Annotated in this window: 21 protein-coding genes; 8 read left to right on the top strand and 13 right to left on the bottom strand. The window is 35.5% G+C overall.

Translation table 11 applies throughout. The annotated features are described in order from the left end of the window. Positions 1–43: 43 nt before the first annotated feature. The 8 genes from A3EM_RS0117450 to A3EM_RS0117415 all read right to left on the bottom strand — a co-directional run bounded on the left by A3EM_RS0117450 (position 44) and on the right by A3EM_RS0117415 (position 8,508). Positions 44–340, bottom strand: coding sequence for a hypothetical protein (locus tag A3EM_RS0117450; protein WP_157637936.1), 297 nt, complete (start codon positions 338–340; stop codon positions 44–46). An 11-nt stretch (positions 341–351) separates the two neighbouring features. After that, the gene (locus A3EM_RS0117445) at positions 352–1,665 is read right to left on the bottom strand and encodes a hemolysin family protein (RefSeq protein WP_020529523.1); all 1,314 of its coding nucleotides are present in this window, start codon (positions 1,663–1,665) and stop codon (positions 352–354) included. A 104-nt stretch (positions 1,666–1,769) separates the two neighbouring features. Next, entirely contained in the window at positions 1,770–2,246 is a 477-nt protein-coding gene (locus A3EM_RS0117440; RefSeq protein ID WP_020529522.1) for a YcxB family protein, read from the bottom strand. Positions 2,247–2,409: 163 nt separating this feature from the next. Beyond that, complete coding sequence (nadC, locus tag A3EM_RS0117435) at positions 2,410–3,273, bottom strand: carboxylating nicotinate-nucleotide diphosphorylase (protein ID WP_020529521.1); 864 nt, start codon at positions 3,271–3,273, stop codon at positions 2,410–2,412. Between the two features lie 66 nt (positions 3,274–3,339). Beyond that, positions 3,340–3,735: a DUF4783 domain-containing protein gene (locus tag A3EM_RS42765; protein WP_044238863.1), complete on the bottom strand. Its 396-nt coding sequence runs from the start codon at positions 3,733–3,735 to the stop codon at positions 3,340–3,342. A 346-nt stretch (positions 3,736–4,081) separates the two neighbouring features. Beyond that, on the bottom strand, positions 4,082–5,641 hold the full coding sequence (porX, locus tag A3EM_RS0117425; RefSeq protein WP_020529519.1) for a T9SS response regulator signal transducer PorX: 1,560 nt from the start codon (positions 5,639–5,641) through the stop codon (positions 4,082–4,084). Between the two features lie 512 nt (positions 5,642–6,153). Continuing rightward, positions 6,154–7,182, bottom strand: a complete 1,029-nt coding sequence (locus tag A3EM_RS45935; protein ID WP_020529518.1) for an MORN repeat-containing protein — start codon at positions 7,180–7,182, stop codon at positions 6,154–6,156. A gap of 120 nt (positions 7,183–7,302) precedes the next feature. Further along, positions 7,303–8,508 carry a GlmU family protein gene (locus A3EM_RS0117415; RefSeq protein WP_020529517.1) on the bottom strand — a complete coding sequence of 402 codons (1,206 nt, stop codon included), beginning with the start codon at positions 8,506–8,508 and terminating at the stop codon, positions 7,303–7,305. A 408-nt stretch (positions 8,509–8,916) separates the two neighbouring features. On the opposite strand from A3EM_RS0117415, the gene A3EM_RS0117410 reads away from it, so the two are divergent. Next, entirely contained in the window at positions 8,917–9,123 is a 207-nt protein-coding gene (locus tag A3EM_RS0117410; protein ID WP_020529516.1) for a hypothetical protein, read from the top strand. Between the two features lie 47 nt (positions 9,124–9,170). On the opposite strand, the gene A3EM_RS0117405 is transcribed toward A3EM_RS0117410, so the two are convergent. Continuing rightward, positions 9,171–9,560, bottom strand: coding sequence for a hypothetical protein (locus A3EM_RS0117405; protein ID WP_020529515.1), 390 nt, complete (start codon positions 9,558–9,560; stop codon positions 9,171–9,173). A 102-nt stretch (positions 9,561–9,662) separates the two neighbouring features. Between A3EM_RS0117405 and A3EM_RS42755 the strand changes: the two genes are divergently transcribed. From A3EM_RS42755 to A3EM_RS42745, 3 genes are all read left to right on the top strand, one after another. Further along, the gene (locus A3EM_RS42755) at positions 9,663–10,016 is read left to right on the top strand and encodes a cupin domain-containing protein (protein ID WP_020529514.1); all 354 of its coding nucleotides are present in this window, start codon (positions 9,663–9,665) and stop codon (positions 10,014–10,016) included. Between the two features lie 335 nt (positions 10,017–10,351). Then, positions 10,352–11,182, top strand: a complete 831-nt coding sequence (locus A3EM_RS42750; RefSeq protein ID WP_020529513.1) for an alpha/beta hydrolase — start codon at positions 10,352–10,354, stop codon at positions 11,180–11,182. 177 nt (positions 11,183–11,359) lie between these two features. Continuing rightward, positions 11,360–13,081: a cation:proton antiporter gene (locus A3EM_RS42745; RefSeq protein WP_020529512.1), complete on the top strand. Its 1,722-nt coding sequence runs from the start codon at positions 11,360–11,362 to the stop codon at positions 13,079–13,081. 6 nt (positions 13,082–13,087) lie between these two features. On the opposite strand, the gene A3EM_RS45930 is transcribed toward A3EM_RS42745, so the two are convergent. Continuing rightward, positions 13,088–13,711 (bottom strand): TetR/AcrR family transcriptional regulator, encoded by a 624-nt coding sequence (locus tag A3EM_RS45930; RefSeq protein ID WP_169513375.1) that lies wholly within the window; start codon positions 13,709–13,711, stop codon positions 13,088–13,090. Between the two features lie 166 nt (positions 13,712–13,877). On the opposite strand from A3EM_RS45930, the gene A3EM_RS0117380 reads away from it, so the two are divergent. From A3EM_RS0117380 to A3EM_RS0117370, 3 genes are all read left to right on the top strand, one after another. Next, positions 13,878–14,462, top strand: coding sequence for an NAD(P)H-dependent oxidoreductase (locus A3EM_RS0117380; protein WP_020529510.1), 585 nt, complete (start codon positions 13,878–13,880; stop codon positions 14,460–14,462). A gap of 1 nt (position 14,463) precedes the next feature. Beyond that, positions 14,464–15,039: a nuclear transport factor 2 family protein gene (locus tag A3EM_RS0117375; RefSeq protein ID WP_020529509.1), complete on the top strand. Its 576-nt coding sequence runs from the start codon at positions 14,464–14,466 to the stop codon at positions 15,037–15,039. 124 nt (positions 15,040–15,163) lie between these two features. Further along, positions 15,164–15,568 (top strand): DUF5684 domain-containing protein, encoded by a 405-nt coding sequence (locus A3EM_RS0117370; protein ID WP_020529508.1) that lies wholly within the window; start codon positions 15,164–15,166, stop codon positions 15,566–15,568. A gap of 36 nt (positions 15,569–15,604) precedes the next feature. On the opposite strand, the gene A3EM_RS0117365 is transcribed toward A3EM_RS0117370, so the two are convergent. Continuing rightward, a complete protein-coding gene (locus tag A3EM_RS0117365) occupies positions 15,605–16,297 on the bottom strand; it encodes a CoA transferase subunit A (RefSeq protein WP_020529507.1) in 693 nt (230 codons plus the stop codon). A 146-nt stretch (positions 16,298–16,443) separates the two neighbouring features. Between A3EM_RS0117365 and A3EM_RS42735 the strand changes: the two genes are divergently transcribed. Further along, positions 16,444–16,842: a DUF983 domain-containing protein gene (locus tag A3EM_RS42735; RefSeq protein WP_020529506.1), complete on the top strand. Its 399-nt coding sequence runs from the start codon at positions 16,444–16,446 to the stop codon at positions 16,840–16,842. A gap of 60 nt (positions 16,843–16,902) precedes the next feature. On the opposite strand, the gene A3EM_RS0117355 is transcribed toward A3EM_RS42735, so the two are convergent. Both A3EM_RS0117355 and A3EM_RS0117350 read right to left on the bottom strand, forming a co-directional pair. Continuing rightward, the gene (locus A3EM_RS0117355) at positions 16,903–17,937 is read right to left on the bottom strand and encodes a hypothetical protein (RefSeq protein WP_020529505.1); all 1,035 of its coding nucleotides are present in this window, start codon (positions 17,935–17,937) and stop codon (positions 16,903–16,905) included. Next, positions 17,927–18,499, bottom strand: coding sequence for an RNA polymerase sigma factor (locus A3EM_RS0117350; RefSeq protein WP_020529504.1), 573 nt, complete (start codon positions 18,497–18,499; stop codon positions 17,927–17,929). Before A3EM_RS0117350 ends, A3EM_RS0117355 begins: the two co-directional genes overlap by 11 nt. Between the last annotated feature and the right edge of the window lie 299 nt (positions 18,500–18,798).

Below are 18,798 nucleotides of genomic sequence, written 5' to 3'. Positions count from 1 at the left end.
AACTAATTTTGGCTGATGGGATTCCAATATTAAAAATAAGCAATCAGAATTGAATTTCCAGTTGGTTGGTATTGGCAGGCAATAAAGACTGGTAAAATTGACGAGCCCTTTCTTCGCTTTTTATGGCCCAGGCTGTTTTTCCAAAATCTTCATTCGAGGGAAAAGATTTTGGTGATTTACTTTTAGCACCGTTTTTTTCTAATAAAATTATTTCATACCCAATTTGTTTTCCTTCCAGGTTTTGTTGGTAAATAGCCTTAAAATCATCCTTCATTATAAGTTGATAATCATATCCGTTCTTTCTGACTTTTTGAGGAATTTGATAATGATCAGGCATCATATGGGAAAGAATTAATCTGTATTATTTTCATTTTCGAGAATAGTCATGTGAACCATATCTATTCGGGCGTCTTCCATCGACTTTACTATAAATTTAAAGTTTTCGGTGAATATTTCATCCCCTATCTTGGGAATATTTTCATTTACCTGCAGAATAAAACCTCCTAAAGTTTCATAATCACCATCAGGAATATTAAAACCATAATCCTGATTCAGATGATCTACTTCATTGCGGGCACTAAGCATGTAATTGTTTTTATCCAACTCCTTCACCATCAGGCTTTCTTTATCAAACTCATCTTCAATTTCTCCAAAAATCTCTTCAATGATATCCTCCATCGTAACAATACCAGAAGTTCCGCCAAATTCATCTACCACCAGGGCAATACTCTTTCTCTCATTAATAAATTCTACCATGAGTTCGTTGGCGAGCCTGGTTTCCGGAGCAATAATTATTTCATTAATAATGCTTTTAATAGTAGTTGGTTTTTTAAAAAGATCGAGGTGATGGCAATAACCTATGATATTGTCTATCGATTTTTGGTAAATCAAGATTTTGGAATGTCCAGATTCTGTAAAAACTTTTGATAATTCTTCTACGGGGGAATCATCTTCTATGGCCACAATTTCTTTTCTGGGCACAAGGCAGTCTCTCACCTTTATTTTCTTGAATTCCAGCGCATTATTGAAAATTTCTCTATCAACTTCCGGGTTTTTGCTTTCATCGAGGGAATCATCACTACTGCTCCCAATATTACTTATAAAATTATTTAAATCTGTGAGCCCGAAAGCAGGTTTGTCTTCTTTATATTCCAGGCCTAATGCTTTGGTAATAACCAGTTTTGACAAAAAAACCACTACCAAAACTATAGGGTGTAGCAGTATATAAATAATATTCATTGGAACTGCGGCTACACTCAAAAGCTTATCAGGATCAACCAGAGAAAGGCTTTTGGGTATAAATTCCGCAGTGGCGAGCACAAGTGCAGTAGAAAGAAAAGTCTGGATTAAAAGCGTGAGTGTAAGTTTGGTAGAACTGGCAATTTCCGGAATATAGTGCACTAGAGTTTGTTCAATGCTAGGTTCCAGAAATTTGGCGAAAAAGTAACCGTAAATTACCAGGGCTACAGTATTTCCAAGCAAAGTTGTAGAAATAAAGTAGGAGGGTTGATCTACAAATTTTGATAAAATTTTTCCTGCAAGTGTTCCTTTCTTCTTTTGCAATTCAATATGCAGTCTGTTAGCCGAAACAAACGCTATTTCTACAGCCGAAAAGAAACTTGAAAAAACAAGTGATAAAATAATGATTACTAACTGATAGTCCATTGATTAATAACACGGAATCACATAACTACTTGCAGGAATATAATTACCGACCTGCTTTTAAATTTAGACAAAACTCGGAGATCGGCAATCATTCCGCCCTAATTTTAAAGGAAATTTTTCCTTTTAAGAATGGTTTCAATAAATTTTACCTCATTATCTGACTTAAAAATTTTATAAGGTAAATGAATAAATTGCGCCTTTGATAAAATGAATAAATATTCATCTTTGCCTTGCTTTACCTTTTGTATTTTATCCCAGGTAACCGGCATGCCTTGTTTGCTATTGAGTTTAATCAATATCTGACGGCTATCAATTTCGTAGGAAAGTTTTTCAAATAAGATTTTATTTTGCTCCATTTGGGTGATTCCGGTAAATTGAATCAGCCAGAAAAGAATATATAATACAATCAGGGTAATGCTAATGCCAATTCCCCATCCTAATGCTCCTTCAATAAAAAATGATCCGATCAGAATTGCTGCCGGGATTAACCAAACCCACCACAAATCAACAAGTATATTTTTGAAGGCCAGCCAAATGTAGGTCTTCGTTTCTAATTTATACTTTTTAGTTTTAACAATCATCCAACTCCAATTTTAAAGTTTAAATTAATTAGAAAATTTATTGAATAAGTACCATTACTATCTTAACTGTTGAGCAATTTTATCTCATTATCAATTAGTTGTGGCACATTTGAATACATTAATTTTTTCCTATACTTCGCATAAAATACTAATGACGTCTTAGTTATGCATCCAATGCTTTTAAGCTGATATCCATGCTTTTTACCGAATGGGTAAGTGCCCCAACTGAAATAAAATCAACTCCGGTTTCAGCTATTGCCTTAATGGTCTGTTCGGTTATGCCTCCAGATGCTTCAGTTTTGCAGGTATTTCCGATCATTCGAACAGCCTCCTTCATTTCTTCATTCGACATATTATCCAGCATGATTACATCTACACCACCAACGTTTAATACTTCTTTCACTTCTTCAAGGTTCCTTACCTCTACCTCAATTTTCAATTCCTTATTCTTGTCTTTTAGGTAAGTCTGTGTAGATTGAACCGCTTTGGTAATACTTCCTGCAAAATCAACATGGTTATCCTTTAGCATAATCATATCAAACAACCCAAAGCGATGGTTAGTCCCCCCTCCAATTTTAACAGCCCATTTTTCGATAAGCCTGCAATTTGGAGTTGTTTTCCTGGTATCCAGTAATTGTGCCTTTGTATGGTGAATAAGGGAATTCAACCGTGCTGTAAGCGTGGCTATTCCGCTCATCCTTTGCATACAATTGAGTACCAGTCTTTCAGAGGTTAATATTGACCTGGCTTTTCCTGAAATAACAAACCCAATATCTCCAAATTTTACAGTTTCTCCATCTTCTTTCTTTATTTCAATAGAAAGATCGGGATCTACTGTTCTGAATATTTTTTGTGCCAGAGATACACCTGCTAGCAAACCTTCTCCTTTTATAATCAATTGGGCTTTTTTTTGTGCATTTTCGGGCACAGCAGCCAGTGTAGAATGATCTCCATCACCTATATCTTCAACAAGTGCATCGTTTATAAACTTGTTGATGGCCAAATCTGAAAGATAATTGTATTTCACCGCGCAAAAATAAAAAAAAGACACTGAATATCTCAGTGTCTTTGAAATTGCTTATTAAGATTATTTTTATTCTTCTGTAAAATCAAGAAGATCGATTATGTATTTTCCATTGCTTTGCTTAATTAACATATGGACCCTGAATTTTCCCTGCTTATGGGTATAAGTTCCTATGGTAAATCTAAGGCCTCCTCTTGAAGTAGTTTTATGATCATACTGAAAATCTACTGCAGGATACTTACTAAAAAAATCCCTCAATACAAATTCGGCTTGTGTTTTACTGTAATTCTTTTTCTCATCAATAAAATTAAGTTCTACTGAATCGTTGAAATGTTTTACAAGCCCTTCCGCATTACCAGCCTTTATTGCCAACTGTGCATTGGCCATTACTTCTACCTGGGCATATCCCCCTGAGGAAATAAGTAAAAAAAATAATGCTGTTAATGCGTAGTTGTTGGTTCTCATATGTTTTTTGGTTTGATTGAACAACCAAAACCTAATATAATGCCAAAATAAGTATCAGGGCTCTTTTAATTGAGGTTTATCCTGCTAACAGCCACATAATTCCAGAAAATAGATTGTCAATTGAAGTTTTTCTAATACTTACTTTTGTTTTTCTATGAAGTTGTCTAAAGTTTTAATTTGATGCTGAAATAAAAATGCTTTGTTTTAAATGAGGTTCTTTTCCCGATAAATAGAAGTGCTATTTTACTGGAAAGTAACGAAATGTAAGGCAAAACAAGCCATTTGCAGCATGAAGTGATAACTTCAAACAACTTCTATATCCCAAAGATATCGAAATACAACCAAACTACTTAGCCTTTAGCTTAATAAAAGGTATAATCATTTCTTCAAGTGAGATTCCACCATGCTGAAATGTATCTTTATAATATTTGACGTAATGGTTATAATTATTAGGATATGCGAAAAAGTAATCTTCTGAAGCAAAAACATAAGAAGAAGAAACATTCACTTTGGGCAGGAAGAATCTTTCAGGGTCCTGGGCTACCAAAACGTTTTTCTTATCAAAACTCAGGTTTTTCCCTTGTTTATATCGCAGATTGGTGTTGGTATTTCTATCTCCAATAATTTTGTATGGTCTTTTGGACCGCACCGTACCATGATCTGTAGATAAAATTACTTTTATTTTCTTTTCTGCTAAAATCTTTAAAGTATCTAATAAAGGGGAATGGCTAAACCAGGAATAAGTCAGTGATCTGTAGGCCGGTTCATCCGGAGCTAGCTCTCTGATCATCACTGTATCCGTTCTGGCATGTGAAAGCATATCCACAAAGTTGTAGACCAGCACATTTAGCTTATTATTCAACAGGTTGTGAATGTTTTCTATCACATGTTTTCCTTGGTTTACATGGATAATTTTATTGTAGGACATTTTTAAATTTTGTCCATAACGTTTTAATTGCCTTTCTAAAAATTCATCTTCATGGTTGTTTTTTCCTCCTTCCTCATCGTCATTCAACCAGATATCCGAATGCCTTTTGGCCATTTCTGAAGGCATCATTCCAGAAAAAATAGCATTTCTGGCATAAGCCGTAGTTGTGGGGAGAATGGAGAAATAAGGAATTTCCTCTTCCACCGTGTAGTAATCGGCAATGATCGGTTCTATCATTTTCCATTGATCGTACCGTAAATTATCCACAATGATAAAAAATACCGGATCATCATCCACCTGCAGCTCAGGTAGTACTTTTTCCCGTACCATTTCATGAGAAAGCATTGGCCTGTCCTGATCATCGGGATTATTCAGCCATCTTTCGTAATTATCTTTTATAAATTTAAAGAAATTGACGTTAGCCTCCGTTTTCTGCATATCAAGCACTTCCATCATGCTTTTATTCTCCGTCTCATTAATTTCCAAATCCCAATAAACGAGCTTTTTATAAATATCAACCCAGTCATTATGGTCCATATCATCGAAAAAAGCCATGCTTATTTTCTGGAAATCCTGCTGGTAACTATGGTTTGTTTTTTCACTTACAATTCTCTTTTTATCGAGAATTTTCTTTACTGCAAGTAAAACCTGATTGGGGTTAATCGGTTTGATCAAATAATCATCTATTTTGGCACCAATGGCTTCTTCCATGATATTCTCCTCCTCACTCTTGGTGATCATAATAATGGGAATGTTTGGCTTGAGTTGTTTGATTTGTGCCAAAGTTTCTATCCCGCTCATGCCAGGCATATTTTCATCGAGAAAAATCACATCAAAATTTTCTTCCTCACATTTTTCCAGGGCATCAGAACCACTGTTTACCCCCGTAATGTCATAGCCTTTATTGGTTAAAAACATGATGTATGGCTTCAATAAGTCTATTTCATCATCAGCCCATAGAATATTATATCTCTGCATTAGATTTTTTGGTTTTTTTGATTTATTAAAATTAACTGATTAAAAGAAGCAATTCCAATTTATGTAGATGAAATTAACCAGAATAAATGTCAGTACTTAATTAATATTGAGCTACTCCATTTCAATATCAATCAGTTATAACAATTAATAAGGTTATTTTTCAGTTTAACCACGCTATTTAATTTACGAAAAATCAGGTGGAAATGCCCAAACCTATTCTTGTATGACGAATACAACTTTTCAGTTCAGAAAATAAATAAAAATTGCTTTAGTAGATGTGAGTCATCCAGGGGCGATTAAAAGTGTTTTTGCAATGAATTTGTTTTAGAGTGTGTTTAAATTTTAGGTTTTCAAGCGAAATTTCATAAATGGGTGTTTGCAGCGAAACAGTTAAAATTTAAACTTGCTCTTACAATGGTACGAAGGAAAAAATATACAGTTAGATTTACCGCCTGTTTTAACATATTTTAATATGGCATGTGGGACGATTGGAACTGGAAGGCACTGCTAGTCTAATTATTTTCTTCACATTTGCCTTTTTTCCAGGATTGTATTCCACTCTTTTTTGCCTGATAAGGATTTCGGTAAGTTTCCCCATCGCAACCACAAACAAAGTCTGCTTCATTAGAGGGAAGAGCTGCTCTGCTCATTGGGGCGTCCGATTTGCATGGGACAACTTCATTAAGTTTTTCAATTTCCCATGCGGAAACTTCTGCTAAATTAGTTCGGGAACATTTGGTTGTCTGGTATATTCCTCTTGTTCCTGATTTGGCGTAAACAAGGTAAGATTCATCATCATAAAAAACATTATCACATGAAGAATATCCTGCAGTTAGAATCACTCTTCTCCCAAACCCAAATTCTCCCTTCCAGTATTTTTCAATTTCCATGATAATCTCTTCATAATCACCATTCTCATTGGCGTAAACCTCCAGCACCTTACCCACAAATACTGCTTCTGAATCATTGAATTCCTCCACAACAGTTTTTAAAATTGGGCAATCGCAGGGCACATACTCATTATTCTTAAATTCTCCCTGATCTACTTTTCCATCAAAATAAATCAAAATGCCTTTTCCATGCATCTGGTTATCTTTCCAATTCCCGATATATTGTGTGCCGGAAGTCCAGATATGTTTTCCGCTACCGTTGGCCATATCATTTTTCCATTGGCCTTCATGTGAACTTCCATCGGCAAATTTCATCTTTCCAGTGCCACTTCTTTGGTCATCTCTGAATTCTCCGGTATAAACTGAGCCATCTGCATAGGTTAGCACTCCGGTCCCTTCTTTTTTACCATTTTTCCACATGCCCTCATATTTATTCCCCTTTGAGGTGTATGTCCCTTTGCCATTCATTGCACCATATTTCCACATGCCTTCGTACCGGCTTCCATCCGACCATACACCCACTCCTTGTCCATGCCTTAGTCCTTTTTTATATTTTCCATCATAAGTGAAGCCTTCTTCACTTCCGGATTGGGCAAAAATTGGATAAGTTAGAATCAGTAGTGAAAATAATAAGATAAAGCGATTTACCATTGGATAATAAAGTTGATTTGAAGTGGTGATTAAAGAACAATTTTCATGTCCGGGGGTTTTGGTATAATTTTGTTTTTATTCAACCAAAAAGCCTCCTATACACAAGTATAAGCAAAATACTTAAAATTGACTTCTGAATTTGGCAGTAGTTTCAAATATATTTTGAAGTATTTTTCTATCCTGTTCTGTACAATCAATCCCCTTTCTTTCCATTACATGAGTAGCCAGTTCCAACATTTTAGAGAGTTGATAAGTATCAAAACTATTAACGCCTCCCCAAGTGAAGGATGGAATAAATTTATTGGGAAATCCACTACCAAAAATGATTGCTCCAATGCCAACTACAGTCCCGGTATTGAACATGGTATTGATCCCACATTTGGAATGATCTCCCATCATTAAACCACAAAACTGCTGGCCTGTTCCTACAAGTTTTTCCTCCTCATAATTCCATAATTTAACTTCCGAATAATTATTTTTCAGGTTTGAATTATTGGTGTCTGCACCAAAGTTACACCATTCCCCAACTACCGAATTACCCAGATATCCATCATGGCCTTTATTACTGTATCCAAAGATGACTGAATTGTTTATCTCACCTCCTACCTTAGAGTAAGGACCAAAAGTATTGTCCCCTCTGATTTTAGCTCCCATATTTACCTGAGCCCCTTCACAAAGTGCTAAAGCGCCTTTTACAATTGCCCCTTCCTGTATTTTGGCATTTTTTCCAATATAAATGGGGCCATCCTCAGCATTTAAAATGGCGGCTTTCACCTGAGCCCCTTCTTCTAAAAAAATCTGATCTTCTCCATATACAATGGTATGTTTATCGGTTATTGGCTGGCTTTTTCGTCCTTTTGTGATTAGAGAGAAGTCATTTTTTATCTCTTCCCGGTTGGCCTTAAAGATATTCCATGGCCAGTCTATCAGCGTAAAAGTTTCCCGGGAAATGGAAAGTTGTTTGCACTGGTCTTTGGCATAAAGCTGCAGTTCATTAAAATTGGAAAAATTAATATCGGATTTGGTAGCTACAAGGAGGTCTCCCGAAAAAATGGCCTCATTATTTTGAATATTTTTGATCTGTTCAATTAATGCGAAAGTAGGGCAAATACTTCCATTGATATAGGTGTTTTGACTGGCAAAGTCGGGTGAGAATTTTCCTGAAAGGTAGGGCTCAGTAAGATATGACACGGAACCATTAGTGGACATTTTCCATTTTTCAGAAATTTTTAAAATGCCTGTTCTGATTTCAGCAATTGGCCGCAGAAAAGTAAAAGGCAAAAGTTGAGTTCTTATTTTCTGGTCGTCAAAAAGTAAAATATTCATTTAAATTCTAATGAATTTTGAATTTGAAAAAGATAAAAAAATCGACAAATTTATTCTGATAAACACTTAAAATAATAACAGAAATAAATTGAGTTAGTCCATGAAGGTTGTTTTTGGAAGGCAATTCTAGCAACGTTCAAAATTAACTTTTTCTGATAGGAATACTAAGATATTTTTAGTAATTTAAGAATTTAAACAAAGTGTACCCTGAATTCAAAGAATTGCCCTGGCCTAACAATTACCTTCCTGGTCATACTTTATTAATAAGGGAAAAGTAATATCCACAATTTTAAGGAGGTACTTAAATAATTAATTTTCTAACCTTGCAGTGGTATCCTGATACAATTGAAAATTAGCCAATTAGTGTTCGGATATTGTGCTACCAATTGAATTTAAATTGACATAGAAATGAAAATTGTTGATGAAATAATAGAAAAAATAATGGATTTGCCCGAAGAGGCCCATCCACAGGTGCTTGATTATCTTAAGTGCATCAGTTCGAAATATAAAAAGGAAGCCGAGGAAAATAACGCAGATGAACCACCGGCATTTTTGGAGGAATTATTACTTAAAAGATACAAGGTATTTAATTCAGGTGATAAAAAAGCTGGTTGAAAAAAATTGTCCGACCCTGATGGGTCCAGGGTTGAGTTTTTATTTTCTCAATGGATTTCAACTTTGGATTTGGGCAGGTTATTAGCCATAAAAGCTCTTACGTCTTTCTTTATCCTTTCGAATTTCTTCTCAAAATCTCCAATACGATCACATTCCTCACAATGATCGAAAGCAAGGTGTTGTCCCTTTTGCGCCTGCTCTGCCAGATAATTTTCATGTAAATGGATGATATATCGGAACTCGTCAATATCGTAAAGCATGTCCATAAATTTCTGACGATATTTTTTGGCCATTTTTTGTTCCTTTTCTTGTTTCAAGGAAGATGCTACATAAGCAAGTTCATCCTGAAAACATTTAATTTCGTCAAAACAAAAACTTAGCTGATTCAACCAGTTACTGTGTTCCTGATGGAGGAAGAAAATTCGTTTAGTAGCCATTTTTGGATAGGTTTGAGGTATAGAATTCGCATAAACTAATTTGAATAATTTTTTTAACTTAAAATATGATGTCTATCAGCAGAGATAATAATTTTTTAAAATATGAAGGAAAAAGAAATAATCAGGAGAGTTTTAAGTGATTTGGTTCCTCTGGTTACCAGTCATGGAAAAGGAGAAAAGCGTATTCTGATCAATAATGAAGAATGCAAATCAGGTGTGGCACAGGTAGCTTTTGGCAAATTGAAGCCCGGGGAAATTGTTGAAAGCCATCAGCATCCTGATATGGAAGAGTTTTTTTTCTTTTTAGAAGGAAGGGGGATTTATGAAATTGGAGGAAAAGAATATGAAGTTTCTCCAGAGACATTTATTCGAATCCCGATAAAAACTAATCATGAATTAAGTGTAAAAGGAGATGGGAACCTGAGGTTTATTTACTGGGGAGTGGTATTGGATTAAGGATTGTACAAAAACAAACCCGCCAAATTGACGGGTCTGTTTATCCTCCTCAATCTTTCTTCACATTAGTTTGGAGAAGGAGCTTCATATTCCACTACTCACAAGCGACTATTTCCCTCGGGAATTTAAGCTCCCCTCCTTGTTAGTTTAAATAATTGATCAAACATCTTACGTCTCACCTATCCAACTGCTCATTTTCTAAACTTGAAACAAATATCAGCAGATTGTTTGGTGGAATACTACAAAATGGAGTGAACAGGAATTATTTTAGCTTTTTGGGGAATTAATGCAGAAGTAATTTTTATCTTGTAGTTGTTTTTATAACCTAATTATTCATGAAAATTCAGACCGACCAAATTTCTGCCAGAGACAATACTAACCTGAATTACAAATTATTGTTCCCTGAAAATCATCTAAAAGCCATTATCTGTCTGGTTCATGGTTTTGGGGAACATCAGGGAAGATACCAGCATTTGGCCGAATTTTTCACAAAAAACGACATTGGTGTTTTTACATACGATCAGCGGGGGCATGGATTATCTGAGGGTAAAAGAGGACACACGCCTTCTCATAAACAATTACTGGAAGATTTGGATCAAATTCTGGATCTGATCATTCATAAATTTCCCAAAACACCAGTTTTCTTATATGGGCATAGTATGGGAGGAAATGTCGTTTTGAATTATAATTTGCAATATTCAAAACCTCTTAGAGGGGTTATTGTTACTTCACCCTGGCTAAGGCTGGCTTTTCAACCCCCAAGAATTCAGGTGATTCTGGGAAAACTTGTCAATTACATATTTCCCAAATTTACGCAGGAATCTACTATGGAATTAGGTTATATCTCCCGTGATGAAAAGGTCGTGGAGGCATATAAAAATGACCCTTTGGTCCATGGTAAAATTACGGTCAGAGCCTTCCTTGAAATTCAGGAAGCAGGGGAAAGGGCAATAGAAAATGCCTCTCAACAAAAATATCCCCTGTATTTGTGTCATGGTACTGCAGATAAAATTACCTCAGCGAATGCAAGTGAAATTTATGCTAAAAATGCTGGATCAAAAGTAACATTTCAACTTTGGGAGGGCTGTTTTCACGAAATTCATCATGAACCCGAAAAGGAAAGACTTTTTCAATCTATTCTTGATTTTATAAACCAAAACCTTTGAACAGGTTTACAGGTTTAATCGACTTACATTTTTCTCTATCCTCCTCAATATCAAAAGTTAGAATAATCAATGATTGGTGCTTTTAATGGATTATTCCACAATTTAACCAATGGTTTAGCGTGTAAAATTCAGTAAAAATAATTTTTAGAAGTTCGAGATTTTTTTGGTCTGCTGCACATGGGTATATTTTTAATGGAAATTCCAATTCTTACTGATCTGACAATAATCCTTGGGATTTCTGTATTTGTAATCCTAATTCTTCATCGATTAAAACTGCCAACTATTATTGGCTTTTTGATTAGTGGGATAATTTGTGGACCTCATACCCTTCACCTCATTAATACAGAAACAGAAGTAGAGGCATTGGCCGAAATTGGTATTGTTCTCCTACTATTTACGATTGGCCTTGAATTTTCCCTATCCAGTTTAATGCGGATTAAAAAGGCTGTTTTTGTGGGAGGAGCCCTGCAATTGTTACTGACTATTGGAGCATTTGCTTCTTTATCTTATTATGTTAGTTATGATTATTGGCCAATTGCCATTTTCATTGGATTTCTGTTTTCAGTGAGTAGTTCAGCCATTGTACTTAAAGTCCTTCAAAACAACGGGGATATCAAAAAGGAATATGGGAAATTGGTGTTGGCAATTTTAATATTTCAGGATATTGCGGTAGTTCCCATGATTCTGACAGCTCCATTGCTTATGGGCATGTCAGAAGATTTGTTTATGGATTTGGGAATTCTTGCCCTTAAAGTGGCCGGAGTGATTTTATTCCTATTTGTAAGTTCTAAATACATTGTTCCCAAACTTTTATTCCAAATTACCAAAACCAAGAGTAAAGATTTATTCATTATATCCATTTTCGTAATATGTTTTGCCATTGCCTGGTTAACCTCTTATTCAGGTCTTTCTCTGGCATTGGGTGCCTTTCTTGCTGGTCTTATCATCTCTGAATCTAGGTATGGATATGAAGCTGCAGGAATTATTTTACCATTTAAAGAAATCTTTACCAGTATTTTCTTTGTGTCTGTAGGGATGATGCTGGATGTTACTTTTCTGGTTGAAAATTTCTTTTATGTGGCCATGTTCACTATCATGACCATGGTAATTAAAGCAATTACCGGGGGCTTAGCTGCTGCAGCATTAAGGGTTTCTTTACATGTAGTATTTATGACCGCAATTAATGTGTGTCAGGTTGGGGAATTTTCTTTTGTGTTGATGAAAACAGGAAATGAGATCGGTTTACTTCCTATTGAAATTCATCAATATTTTTTGGCTATTGCGGTGCTCACCATGTCCATCACACCATTTCTGATGACCTTTGACAAGCAAATATCCAACTTTATGGTGGAGCATTTACCTATTCCTAAGAGATTAAAGAGGAAATTTTCTAAAACACCTGAGAAAGGTTCAGGATTTAATATTTCAGAAAATTTAGAAGATCATATTATCATTATCGGTTATGGTTTGGCGGGGCAAAGCCTGGCGCATTGTGCCATGGCAAGTCAGATAAAATTTGTGGTGATTGAGTTAAATCCAAGGACGGTGGCAGAAGCTGCAGCTGCAGGAATACCCATAGTATATGGCGATGCAGACAACGAAGAGGTGCTTCATCATGCCAACCTTTCTAAGGCAAAGGTTGCTGTAATTACCACAATCGCTACTACTAAAACTCCGGAAATTACTTACCATTTAAGGCGATTGAACCCGGATTTATCCATTATCTCCAGAACCAAGCAGATAAAGGAAATGGAAGAATTGAGAACCCATGGAGCCGATGTAGTCATTGCTGATGAGATGGAATCGAAAATGGAAACAATTAGCCTTGTGCTTTCCCAATATAATATTCCTAAGGATCACATTGATGCCTATTCCAACCTCATAAGGGATTTGAGATAACTGTTGTTATTCTATAATTTTATGTTGCTCCAAAACTTCTTTTCCCTTTTCAGTAATTAAAGGAATAATGGGTGTAAACCAGGCCTGAAAATACTTTTTGATTTTTACCTCCTCTGAAGAAGTCTGGTAATTCACCTCAATGAATGGAATGCCATAATCCACAATGAGTAAAAAGTTTTCGATAATTTTCACATAGTAGCCGGCAAATGGTTCTGGTTTCATCCAGTCATTCAGGGTGAGCATCTGGAAAATTTTAAAAAAATCTTTTTTCCTCTGGCCGTACATTTCATGTAAAGCTGTTTTTACTGAGGGAAATTCTTCTACAATCCTTGAAAGGTTTTTCATTAAAAATCGATATTCCCAAAATTTCTGGGCCTGTATCCAACTTGCCTTTATTACACTTTCTAAATCTACATCTTCACTAAGTAGTTCACCTACAGCCTTTTCGGATTCTTCCATACATTGTTTAAACAAAGCCTGCACTATTCCCTCTTTTTCTGGATAATGATACCGTAAGTTACCATGGCTAATTTCCATTTCTCGGGCTATTTGCCTTACTGAAGTAGCATCAACCCCTTTTTCGTTGAAAAGAGATTTGGCTGTGGATAATATTTTTTCTTTGGTTTTCATGCCTAAAAATTTGATTGCAGAATTTGAATATACCCCAGGATAATTGTCGGTTAAATCTAGTTGTTTTTTTAAGTATAAAAAAAACATAGTCCTACTGGACTAATATACAAAAAGTAATTATATTAGCCATAGTCCATATGGACTAAAACTTGTAAAAACTTAAATTATGAAAAATTTACTGATTATTAATGGCAATCCGGATAAGGAAAGTTATTCCTCCGCTCTTACAGATGCATACCTTCAGGGTGCTTCAAGAAATGACGGGCTTAAGGTGGATGTATTAAACGTAATTGACCTGAATTTTGACCCTGTACTAAAATTCGGATATAAAAAGCGTACCGTACTTGAACCTGACCTGGAAAGAGCTCTTGAGCTAATTAAAAAGGCGCACCACACAGTATGGATATTCCCCACATGGTGGGGAGGGGTTCCTGCCATTCTTAAAGGATTTATCGATCGGTTATTTCTGCCCGGTCATTTATTTAAATACCACAAAAAAGGGCCTTTTTGGGATAAGCTTATGAAAGGGAAAACTGCCAGGATAATTACCACAATGGATGCACCTGTATGGTATTATTATTTGGTATATGGCAGTCCCGGACATAAATCAATGAAAGGGTTGACATTAGATTTTGTAGGCTTCAAAACTAAAATTACCTCCATTGGAAATATGAAACACTCTAAAGAAAAATATAAAGTAAAATGGATAGAAAAAATTAAAAAACTGGGATTTAAAGAGAACAGGAGTTAAATTGAGTGAAAGATTAATCCTGTTGGTTATGAGGTATAATTTGGCTTCTTATTTACTTGTTTTGGTGGTTTTTGGTTTTTTTTCGTGTGGTTCGAAGGAAAAGGATAATAAAAAAGAAAAGCCCCAGCTTACCAGAAAGCAACAAGTAGAAAAAACTGCCAGATTATATTTCCAGACATTTGCCGAAAGGAAGGATTGGGAAAAATTACTTTCTTTTTATAGCGATACGGTAAACTTTGAGGATGTATTGCTCCAGACTAAAATCAGAGGAAAGGAAGAATTTAAGGAATTTTACGATTGGCCAAATCCATCATTTAAAAAATTATCTGAAGACCAGCAGCATCTTGTAGTAGAAGACCTTGCTGTAAGTGATAGTGCGGCAGTAGCAAGAGGTTACCTTAACCCATTTTATTTCAATGATAAACTGTGGGAATTAAAACATGGTGGAAATTTTACCATCTGGCTTTATTTTGATGATAATTTGAAAATCAGAAAACAGGTAGACTGGTTTGAATATCCTTCAGATGTAATGGAGCATATAGCCCAAAAAATAAGAGATATTGAAAATTTGGATTGAAAAAATAACTAGTTGACCAATAAATATTGATTTTCAGTTATTTTCTATATTTTGAATCCACAATTCCGATTTAAGGATATTGTCTTAATACTAGTAACCATTTTTAAAACTTAACTCAAACCTCATGGAAGACTTTTCAACATTTGGATCTGGCTTATTTGCCGTAATTTACCTGGCTTTTATTGTTGTAATGATTGCTGCACAATGGAAAATTTATGAAAAGGCAGGAAAGCCAGGCTGGGCCTGTATTATTCCAATTTATAATATAATCGTATTGCTCGAAATTATCGGGAAACCCTGGTGGTGGTTATTGCTTATGTTTGTTCCCATTGCCAACCTGGTAGTAGCTATCTGGGCTATTAACCTATTATCAAAAAGTTTTGGAAAGGATGAAGGTTTTACCCTGGGCCTTATTTTCCTTTCATTTATTTTTTATCCTATCCTGGGATTTGGTTCAGCTGAGTATAAGGGGCCAGCTGGTATGGGCTTCCAAAAAGAAAGTTATGCCAATATTTTAGACCAGGAATAATTGTTTTCAAGTTCTTTAGCCCATTGGCTAAAGAACTTATTTACTCACTGTCTTCTTTTCTATTCTTTTTTCGTATCCTTTCCCCTGAAAAATTCTTTGCACAAAAATTCCCGGAGTGTGAATAAAGTTAGGATCCAATTCACCAGAGGGAACAAGTTCTTCCACCTCAGCAATTGTTATTTTCCCGGCCATAGCCATTGGAGGATTGAAATTTCTGGCAGTTCCTTTATAAATAAGGTTTCCATCATAATCACCCTTCCAGGCTTTTACTAGTGCAAAATCAGCCATAAGGGCATTTTCCAATACATACATTTTGCCTCCAAAATCTCTGGTTTCTTTTCCTTCCGCTACTTCAGTACCATAGCCTGCCGGGGTAAAAAATGCAGGAATTCCAGCACCTCCTGCCCTGCACCGTTCGGCAAGAGACCCCTGAGGAATTAATTCTACTTCAAGTTCACCACTTAAAAGCTGTCTTTCGAATTCTGCATTTTCTCCTACATAGGAAGAAATCATTTTTTTTACTTGCCTTTGTTGGAGCATAAGTCCAATCCCGAAATCATCCACTCCGGCATTATTGGAAATACAGGTAAGGTTTTTAATTCTTTTAGCCACCAGTGCAGCTATACAATTTTCGGGAATTCCACAAAGGCCAAATCCGCCCAGCATCAAAGTCATGCCGTCCTGAATATCATGAATAGCTTCTGTGGCATTTTTTATTTCTTTATTCATAAAATGTGTTGTTGTTTTGGTTAATCCTAACGGTTTTTAAAAAGTACTACTAATATAACATTTACCCGAACTTAAAAAACCATTCGTTAGTTCTTTATTATTAATAAACTAGATTTGTGTCGGAGAAAAAATTACAATTATACTTTATGGAATATTCAGCAAAACAGGAAAAATCAATCGGGAAATTTGGGGCTATCATAACTTGTAAATGTCCTAATTGCAGACAAGGAGATATGTTTCAATATTCCCTGCTGGGCAATTTGCCTAAATTTAATAAGTTGCATGATACCTGCCCAAAATGCAGCTATTCCTTCCACCCGGAGCCTGGTTTTTACTATGGTGCCATGTATTTTAGTTATGGTTTCAATGTGGCCATCATGGTGTCCATTTTTATTATTGCTCAAATTTTTTTCCAGCCTACACTAATTCAACTACTTATTGCGGTAATTGTACCCACCATTTTATTTGTACCAGTTAATTTTCGCCTATCCAGAGCATTGATGTTACATCTTTTTGGAAACCTGGATGCTACTGACAGAAAATAAAAAAGCAGATCAAAAATGAATCTGATCTGCTTTGCGGTAATGATATCTTGATTTTACAGGCTATATAAGCGTAACTTTTATGCCTGGATAAACTTTGCTAAAGTTGTCGGTAATGATGGCTTCAGGGGAAACTTTAATTTTATTCTTCACCGAAATTGAATAATTAACTTTAAAAGTTTTTCCCTTGAATTGCTCATTGTCTTTTCCGAGCATGTAACCTCCCCCTATTTCATGTCCGGAAATCACTTTGTCGTGATCAGAAGAAAATTTACCGAATGATGCTTCAACAAAAAATCTTGAATCAACAGACATTTTTCCTGACTCATTTTTATCCATGAAATGATAAGAAGAAATGGTCGCTGCAATTGAAGAAATTTTATCTACATTCTTTTTGCTTTGTTTATTTAAAGCCACTCTCCCTGAGATGGTGGGAGCAAAATGATCTGCCATGTAGCTAAATCCAATAGGGAAGGACAGACTAATTTGATTTGGGGTTTGGGTGTTGTCCATTCCAAAACCAAGAGTTTCTTGTCCATCATGGGTATTCCCTTTCTTTGAGAATCCAGCCATTGGAGAATTAAAAACAAAATCGAAATTTTTCTGATCTCCAGCATTGTTGTTTTTAGATATTGCCCTGTTTTTCCTTGTGGCAACTGGGGGAATATTATTTGCCAAAGATGTAGAGGCATATTGGAAATCCACAGACTTTAAATCAATTTCAGGAAAAGCTTTTTCCTGGTTTTCCATTTTGGATAATATAAAATTATTTTCATCTGGATTCTCTGTTTCAAGAGTAGAATTAATTTCTTCAACCGCTTCCTCTGATGAAAAATCTATGATTGCAGCGATTTCATCTCCATCAATTATTTTCTCTTCAACAAGATAGTTTGTGGCATACCCTATAGTGATTATAGTGATGACCACAGCAGCAGCAAGGTCAAAAATACCGGGAAATTTCCGGGTATTTTTGGGGTTCAGTTGTTCCTGGATTTTGCCGAATGTTTTGTCAACATCCCAGTTGCTCACCTGAGGTGGTATGCCCTCAAGATCATCCATGGCGGAACGGAATAATTTATCTAAATCGTCATCTCTCATTATTGATACCGTTTTTTAATAATAGATTTCTTAATGCAGCTCTGGATTTGCTGAGTTGAGATTTGGATGTGTTTTCACTAATATCCAACATCTCACCAATTTCTTTATGACTATAACCTTCAATCACATAAAGGTTAAAAACTGTTCTGTATCCTGTAGGTAATTCTAATATTAATGCATAAATATCTTCTGCCGCTAGTTTAGCCAATGAATTTTCGTCCGTTTCTACGAATTGAGCCTCGGTAGATTGTACTAAATTGAAGTTATTTTTCTTTCGCAGAAACATGAGGGACTCATTGATCATGATCCTTTTTATCCATCCTTCAAGGCTGCCATCGCCTCTGTATTCAAATTTGTGGATATTGGTAAAAACTTTCATGAAGCCTTTTATCAACACATCTTCCGTGTCGAACTCATTTCGAATATACCTGAAACAAAGGCGGAACATTTTAGTAGAAAATTGGTCATAAAGAATCCGCTGCCCACTGGCCTTCCCTTGTTTACACCAATTTATAATTTGCTCGTCCTTCAATTTATGGTAGTTTTTATCTATGGTATTCAAATCTTTAAATGCTGGAAAAATTGAAATGGTTGTCTCACCTTTCCTATATTTTTTATGAAAACAATTTTATTAATCAGGCAGGCATTGGAATCAACTTTTTTGTGTAAATATCTAAATCTACACATTATCGGAATTTAACTTTCATCCAAAAGTATAGGGATGAAGCACACAAGGCTGTTAAAAGGCTGTTAAAAAAGAGTAAAACATGTTAAACTTTTGCTCATAGTTTCTGAGGAATGGATGAGATGCAGCCCATATTATAGCCATAGACGAAGGAATTTTTAACCTGCTTTTAAAAA

The sequence above is a fragment of the Flexithrix dorotheae DSM 6795 genome, from assembly GCF_000379765.1.
Taxonomy (GTDB): Bacteria; Bacteroidota; Bacteroidia; order Cytophagales; family Flammeovirgaceae; genus Flexithrix; species Flexithrix dorotheae.
This window is presented reverse-complemented; position numbering and strand designations above follow the sequence as displayed.

Coding starts and splice junctions, on each gene's coding strand:
- A3EM_RS0117370 (WP_020529508.1), top strand. CDS start 15,164: ATGGAAGACTTTTCAACATTTGGATCTGGCTTATTTGCCGTAATTTAC.
- A3EM_RS42755 (WP_020529514.1), top strand. CDS start 9,663: ATGAAGGAAAAAGAAATAATCAGGAGAGTTTTAAGTGATTTGGTTCCT.
- A3EM_RS0117405 (WP_020529515.1), bottom strand. CDS start 9,560: ATGGCTACTAAACGAATTTTCTTCCTCCATCAGGAACACAGTAACTGG.
- A3EM_RS0117380 (WP_020529510.1), top strand. CDS start 13,878: ATGAAAAATTTACTGATTATTAATGGCAATCCGGATAAGGAAAGTTAT.
- A3EM_RS42745 (WP_020529512.1), top strand. CDS start 11,360: ATGGGTATATTTTTAATGGAAATTCCAATTCTTACTGATCTGACAATA.
- A3EM_RS0117410 (WP_020529516.1), top strand. CDS start 8,917: ATGAAAATTGTTGATGAAATAATAGAAAAAATAATGGATTTGCCCGAA.
- A3EM_RS0117445 (WP_020529523.1), bottom strand. CDS start 1,665: ATGGACTATCAGTTAGTAATCATTATTTTATCACTTGTTTTTTCAAGT.
- A3EM_RS0117450 (WP_157637936.1), bottom strand. CDS start 340: ATGATGCCTGATCATTATCAAATTCCTCAAAAAGTCAGAAAGAACGGA.
- A3EM_RS0117440 (WP_020529522.1), bottom strand. CDS start 2,246: ATGATTGTTAAAACTAAAAAGTATAAATTAGAAACGAAGACCTACATT.
- porX (WP_020529519.1), bottom strand. CDS start 5,641: ATGCAGAGATATAATATTCTATGGGCTGATGATGAAATAGACTTATTG.
- A3EM_RS45930 (WP_169513375.1), bottom strand. CDS start 13,711: ATGAAAACCAAAGAAAAAATATTATCCACAGCCAAATCTCTTTTCAAC.
- A3EM_RS42765 (WP_044238863.1), bottom strand. CDS start 3,735: ATGAGAACCAACAACTACGCATTAACAGCATTATTTTTTTTACTTATT.
- A3EM_RS0117415 (WP_020529517.1), bottom strand. CDS start 8,508: ATGAATATTTTACTTTTTGACGACCAGAAAATAAGAACTCAACTTTTG.
- A3EM_RS42735 (WP_020529506.1), top strand. CDS start 16,444: ATGGAATATTCAGCAAAACAGGAAAAATCAATCGGGAAATTTGGGGCT.
- A3EM_RS0117365 (WP_020529507.1), bottom strand. CDS start 16,297: ATGAATAAAGAAATAAAAAATGCCACAGAAGCTATTCATGATATTCAG.
- A3EM_RS45935 (WP_020529518.1), bottom strand. CDS start 7,182: ATGGTAAATCGCTTTATCTTATTATTTTCACTACTGATTCTAACTTAT.
- A3EM_RS0117355 (WP_020529505.1), bottom strand. CDS start 17,937: ATGAGAGATGACGATTTAGATAAATTATTCCGTTCCGCCATGGATGAT.
- A3EM_RS42750 (WP_020529513.1), top strand. CDS start 10,352: ATGAAAATTCAGACCGACCAAATTTCTGCCAGAGACAATACTAACCTG.